2 protein-coding genes are annotated in these 3,560 nt (G+C 39.9%); both read right to left on the reverse strand.

Features of this window, described 5'->3' with window-relative positions; genetic code table 11:
* A partial coding sequence (locus PXG98_RS16395; RefSeq protein ID WP_276392932.1) for a hypothetical protein occupies nt 1-209 on the reverse strand: 209 nt, incomplete at its 3' end.
* Between the two features lie 262 nt (nt 210-471).
* A partial coding sequence (locus PXG98_RS16400; protein WP_276392934.1) for a T9SS type A sorting domain-containing protein occupies nt 472-3,560 on the reverse strand: 3,089 nt, incomplete at its 5' end.

Consider the following 3,560-nt stretch of genomic DNA (forward strand, 5'->3'; position numbering starts at 1 on the left):
GCACCATCGCCCGTAGCAACATAGGTGTCCCGAAACTGAGAAGACCAGGTGATTAAACGACCATCAGGTAGGTTAGCAACCGCTACAGGAACTATTCCAAATCCTATGGGATCACTCCATGAACCTTCCACAGAGGCGTCCTGGGAAAAAAGAAAGTAAAAAGGAAATAAAAGGATTAATAACCCCCAAAAGTAATTTTTGGCATACATACTTGCATTAATATTTAGTGGGGGCTTTACGAAGTTAAGGGAAAAAGAGAACGTTAATTTCTGTTAAAAACAAATTTCGTTTAAACACATAAAAATATCGATTACCGGTAACCAAAAAGAACAATAAAAGAAGCAACCGTTGAGAAATAAAATTAGGGCGTATAAAACTAAGGAAAAGGATGACTAGGAAATCTAAAGAAAAAACCCACAAAGACCTAATTGTAGACCTTTGTGGGAATTATTAAAATCGCTAAAACAATATTTAATTAACCTTTATTATCTTTTTATACGTTTGTTCATCCACATTTACTCTTTGTATATCCAGTAGATAAAAACCAGAGCTAAGGGAGGATAGGTCTAATTGTTCTGTCTCCGAATGATCTGAACCTACAGCCTTGGATAAAGCTTGTTTGCCATAAATATCAAAAACATAAAACTGTATAGGTTCATTCATAAAATCACTTAATACCACATTTAAGATTCCACGTGTTGCAGGATCCTTAGAAGTTAGTGGTATAGGAAACACCTCGATATCTTCCAAATTTCCTGAAGTTGGTATTTCTGGAGCTACAATTTCAACTTCAAGAGTTACCTCACAACCTTCTTCTGTAGTAAAAGTGTAAATACCTGCATCCTCTAAACTCACGCTTTCTAGGTTTAGATCTGTATTATCCAGTGCCTTATTATTACCATTTGCACCTGATATGCTAAAGGGTATTCCATCAGGAATAATACTCAACAAAAGATCATCACCTACAAAAAGGTTAACCTTTGAAGCCCCGGTAACTAGGTTTTCATCATTTATTCCATACTCTACCGCCAAGCCTAAGGCTGAACAATCCGGACCTGGGTCAACAATAGGATTAATCGCAATCTGTAAACTTAATTCACATCCGGCATCAGTGGTAAATGTATATGTACCCGCATCAGTCAGATTCACTTCACTAAGTAATAGATCTTCCAATCCTAATGCTTTCGAATTAGGACCGCTAACACTAAAAGCTATACCATCAGGAATTATGCCTAAGGAAATTGTATCCCCTTCGTCAACTGTAATGCTGCTCGCACCAGTGATAGCCGTTCCGCCATTTAAACTATATTCTGTTTCAAGATTTTGTTCTTCACAGCTTGGTTCGCCTTCAACAACGGTCAGGTCAAGTGCCACCATACATCCCTCAGCGGTCATAAAGGTATACGTACCAGCATCGGCCATTACTACATCTGTTAAATCTAAAGCAAGCGTATTTAATGATTTATTGTTACCATTGGGACCTGAAATACTATAGGCTATTCCTGTTGGGTTAATACTTAAACTTAAAGCATCACCCTCTGCAACTTCTAAGGAATTCTCACCTGAAACAATAGTACCTCCATTTACAGAATATGCGGCTTCCAAGCCTAACGTGTCACAATCGGTATCTGTGGTTACGATAATTTCCAAGCTTGTCTGGCATCCTTCTTCCGAAACAAATGTATAAAGTCCACTGTCTGCCGCTGTAACACTTCCCAACTCATAATTATCGCCTACAACAGTACCATCTGGAAGAGTAATATCTACATCTATAAAATTAGGTAACATACTTAAAATAACTACAGTCCCTTCTTCTATGGTGATGGAGTCTTCACCGCTAAACCAAACACCGTTAAGGTTATATTCTGCTATAATACTTCCGGGTACACAGTCTACAATAATTTCGAAGTCTAAAGTACAGCCATCTTCAGTTCTAAAGGTATATACACCTCCTTCTGTTGGGCCGATACCCGTAAAAGTATAGCTAGCCGTATTCGTCGGTTTAATCATATCATTCGGGCCTGAAATACTATAAGCCAGGCCTGGAGGCAATAGACTAATCTCCAAATTATCTCCTTCATTTACTCTCAGGGTTGTAGCGCCGGTAACTGCGCCTGCACCATTTAAATTGTAGCTAGATTCTAGTCCTAAAGTTCCACAATCAAAAGTGCTAATATTAATATCTAGCGTAGTTACACAACCATCTTCGGATCTAAGTGTATACGTTCCGGCATCTGCACTGGTAACGGCACCCAATTCGTAGTCGTCTCCTACTTCCGTTCCATCGGGTAAGGTAATGACCAAATCAATTTCATTTGGGAGCATGCTCAAAATAATCTCCGTTCCTTCGATTACGTTTATTTCACTGCCACCGCTAAACCACTGTCCGTCTAGATTATATTCCGGAATTATACTTTCTGGTGAGCAGCTTATAGTAATGTCTAATGTGGTAATACAGCCATCTTCGGTTATAAAAGTATAGACTCCACTATCGCCCTGACTTATACCAGTAATAGTTAGATCTGATGTATCTAAGGGTTTATTATTGCTATTTGGCCCTGAAATACTATATGGTACTCCATCAGGAATAATACTTAGCAATAAATCAGCTCCTTCTTCTACTGTGGCTGTTGCAGCACCTGTAACTGCTGTTCCCCCATTAATACTATATTCTGTTTCCAAACCGAACGACGCACAATCAAATGTGGTGACAGTTAAGTCTACAGTGGTGGAACAACCTTGTATGGACCTAATTGTATAAATTCCGGCATTGGCAGCTGTTACTGGACCAATATTATAATCATCTCCAACAACGGTACCATCGGGAAAGGTAACGGTAAGCTCAATATCATTTGGTAACATGCTGAACATTACTTCTGTTCCTTCCACCACGGTAAGCTCATTTTCACCACTAGACCATACACCGTCTAATCTGTATTCAGGGATTATACTTTCGTTGGTACAATTAATTTGTAAGTCGAGTACTGCAATACACCCTCCGGCTGTGGTTAACACATACTGACCAACATTATTTGAATCTACTATGCCATCACCATCAGGAAATCCCAAACCAGGTTCCCCAGTATCTACCCGATAGGCATCAAATGTACTCCCCTCTAAATCGTCTACGGAACTAAAAGTTGGGGCATAAGCCTGGGGTACGGTTACAAAATACTCCCCTGCACTATAGTCTCTGGCTCGGATATAAACGATATCGCCTTCAGCTACATTCATTACAGTTCCTGTTTGCCAGTCCTGATCGTTTATCTTGTACTCTGCAACTATGGTCCCATCAGGACAGTCCGGTACCGTAGATAGTCCTTCTCCTTCCTGGTAATAGGGTAAAATCTCGTCGCCGCTTAAGGCCCGGTTAAATACTTTAAGTGCATCTATCCTACCATCTAGCTCGTCTGTAACCCCACTGCCATTGTAATTGGAAGACGGATTAGTCCTTCTCTCATAAAACCCTGAGGCAGTAAAGGAAGAAAAATTAGGCTCACTTGGATTTAAATTAAAGCTTCCGCTATAAGGCTTGGAACAGATCTCTATCCCATTGGCAA

This window comes from Eudoraea chungangensis (assembly GCF_029360665.1).
Lineage (GTDB): Bacteria > Bacteroidota > Bacteroidia > Flavobacteriales > Flavobacteriaceae > Eudoraea > Eudoraea chungangensis.